At 72.5% G+C, this 2,740-nt stretch carries 1 protein-coding gene; it reads right to left on the bottom strand.

The features are described from left to right. Positions 1 to 207: 207 nt before the first annotated feature. On the bottom strand, positions 208 to 2,220 hold the full coding sequence (locus ACWCYO_RS40535) for a glycoside hydrolase family 6 protein (protein WP_449787034.1): 2,013 nt from the start codon (positions 2,218 to 2,220) through the stop codon (positions 208 to 210). Between the last annotated feature and the right edge of the window lie 520 nt (positions 2,221 to 2,740).

The raw sequence follows: 2,740 nt of genomic DNA, 5'->3' as shown, positions 1-2,740 counted from the left end.
GGGCGTAACTCACTTTGCAGGAAAGGCCGGTGGCCGCCGTCGCGGAGGGCCCGGTGAGGGGGAGCGCTGCCAGGGCGGCGCACCCGGCGGTGGCGGCCGCGAGGGCCGCCGTGCGAGGAGACAGGGTGCGGGGAGGTACGGTTCGGGGCATGCGGAGTTCCTCGGGGTGGGGGCCGGGGCCGCCGGCGCGGCCCCGGCCGGGGGAGATCAGCTCGCGGTGCAGGTCAGGGTCGGAGCGGAGTTGCCGCCCGAGTAGGTCGCCTGGAAGCCGAAGCTGGTGGTGGCGTTGGGCGCCAGCGCGCCGTTGTAGGCCTGGCTGGCGGCCGTCACCGCGCTGCCGCTCTGGGCGGTGGTGGCGTTCCAGCTGTTGGTGATCTGCTGGTTGCCGCCCCAACTCCAGGTGACCGTCCAGGACTTGGTGGCCGTGCTGCCGGTGTTGGCAACGGTCACACTGGCCGTGAAGCCGCTGCCCCAGTCATTGCCGACCGCGTAGGTGGCGGAGCAGCCGCTGCTTCCGCCGCCACCCGGCGCCGCCGCCGTGGTGGCGGTCACCGCGGCGGAGGCGGGGGAGACGTTCCCCGCCGTGTCCTGGGCGGTGACGGTGTACTGGTAGGCGGTGGCGGGGGAGAGCCCGGAGTCGGTGTAGCTGGTGCTGGTCACGGTCGTGACCTTGGTCCCGTTCCGGTACACCGTGTAGCCGGTCACGCCGGCCGGGGCGGTGGCGGCCGTCCAGCTGAGCGAGACGCTGCTGCTGGTGGTGCCGGTGACGGTCAGTCCGGCCGGCGCGGTCGGGCCGGTGCTGCCGCTGGAGCCGCCGAACGCCGGGTAGGCGTTCTGCACCAGCTGCCGGAACTGGACGGGGAACCACTGTCCGGCCGGGACGTTGGAACCGGGGATGGCGTCGGTGGGGTAGGTGTTGCCGTTGCCGTCGCTCTGGGTGCCGTTGGGGTCGCAGTGCGGGTCGCCGTGGGGGTGGGAGGCGTCCGGGTAGTCGCCGTCCGACTCACCCGGCGGCTTGACCCAGAGGAACGCGATGATCGGGTTGCCCGTGCCGTACGGCAGGGACTGCGGACGGGCGCCGATGCCGGCGCCGTTGACGTTGCACCAGTCGCCGCGGAAGGGCTTCTGGTCGACCTTGTTGGCCGCGACGTACGCGTCCACCGTGGTGGGGCTGGAGTTGAGCGCGGTGGGCCGGGCCGGGCCGCCCCAGCCGTTGCGCGAGGTGTCGACCAGCATGCCGATGGTGCTCGGGAACCCGTTGGACACCAGAGTGGCGTACATCTGGGTGTCGTAGTGGTACTCGTCGAACGCGGGGTTGTACTGGTAGAAGTTGGCCGACTTGAGCGGCTGCCCGCCGACCGTCAGGTCGGGGTTGGTGAGGAACGGCTCGGTGAGCGGGGTGGTGTTGGCGGTGTCGCTGATGAAGCCGTCGATGCTGGCGAACCCGGCGGTGGTGGCCTGGGCGATCTTGGCGTACTCCTTGCCCGCCGGCACCATGTTGGTGGACCAGCCCAGCCAGCCAGCGTGGCCGATGTCCAGGTAGTCGTACACGTTGGGGATCGCGTGCAGCTTGTTGAGCGCGTACTCGATGCCCGCTTCGTAGTACGGGGTGGCGGTGGCGCAGGTGGGCTTGGACTGGTTGGTCACGGCGTTGGGCAGGGAGTCCGGCTCGATGACGGCCGCGACCCGCAGGCCCGCGTACTTCGGGTTGGCCAGGACGGCCGCGATCGGGTCGATGTACTGCGACTCGTACGTGGCCAACCCGGCGTCCGTGGCAGGGAGTTCGCCGTTGGAGGCGATGGCGGCGCAGTCCCGTCCTGGCAGGTCGTAGATGACGACCTGGAAGACGACCGGGGTGGCCCCCGCCTGCTGCTGGGCGAGCGCGTGGTCCAGGTGGGCCTGGAGGCCGAGGTGGGTGGCGTCGCCGGTGATCGCGCCGATGTGGTCCATCCAGACGGCGGTGGGGTTGGCGGCGACCTGGCTTTCGAGGGCGCCGAGCGTGCCGCCGTCGGCGGCGGCCTGGGCCTTGACCTCGGCCGCGTAGTCGGGGTTGAGGTAGCCGGTCGCACCGGCGAACGGGTTGGTGACGTGGACGGCGGCCGCGGGAGAGGGGGCGGCGTGTGCGGGGGTGGCGGCTCCGATGTTCGGCAGTAGACCGGTGGCGCCGAGCAGCGTGGCGGCTGCTGCCGTGCGCAGGCGACGCAGGACGGTATGGGGCACGTCCGGGTCCTTTCGGATGGGTGGGGATGCCTGACGGGATCGCGGAACTCGGGTGGGAACGCGCCCACATGGGGCGCGGCGATCCCGTTCACATGAAGCCAGGGCGTGAGAAACGCCGTCAATAGTCGCGGGAGCGCTCCCACAGGCCGCTGTAAGTTACACGCCGCCGCGCTGCGGGCCCCGCTGCCCCGGGACCGGGGTTCCGCGCTGGTCGCCGCTGTGGTCCCGGCCCGGCGGGCCCGTCGGTCGAGCCCGCCGAGCCCTGCGGGCGCTTCCCAAGCCGGGCACGCCACCCCACGATGTCGCCACACCTCCGTCCGCCACGCACCCCACCCGCGTGGCGGAACCCCACCCGTCTGGAGGACACGCATGCGACGCACAGCCCTGCGGGCCAGGGGCAACCGGCTCACCATCACCGCGACGGCCACCGCGCTCGCCCTGGTCGGCGCGGCGGGCGGCGCCCTCACGGCACCCCCCGCCTCGGCGGCCACCGGCCTGTCCTGCGGCGTGAGTTACGCCG

The organism is Kitasatospora sp. NPDC001683 (assembly GCF_053596495.1).
Note: the sequence above shows the minus strand (reverse complement) of the source record. Positions and strands in the feature narration are given on the sequence as shown.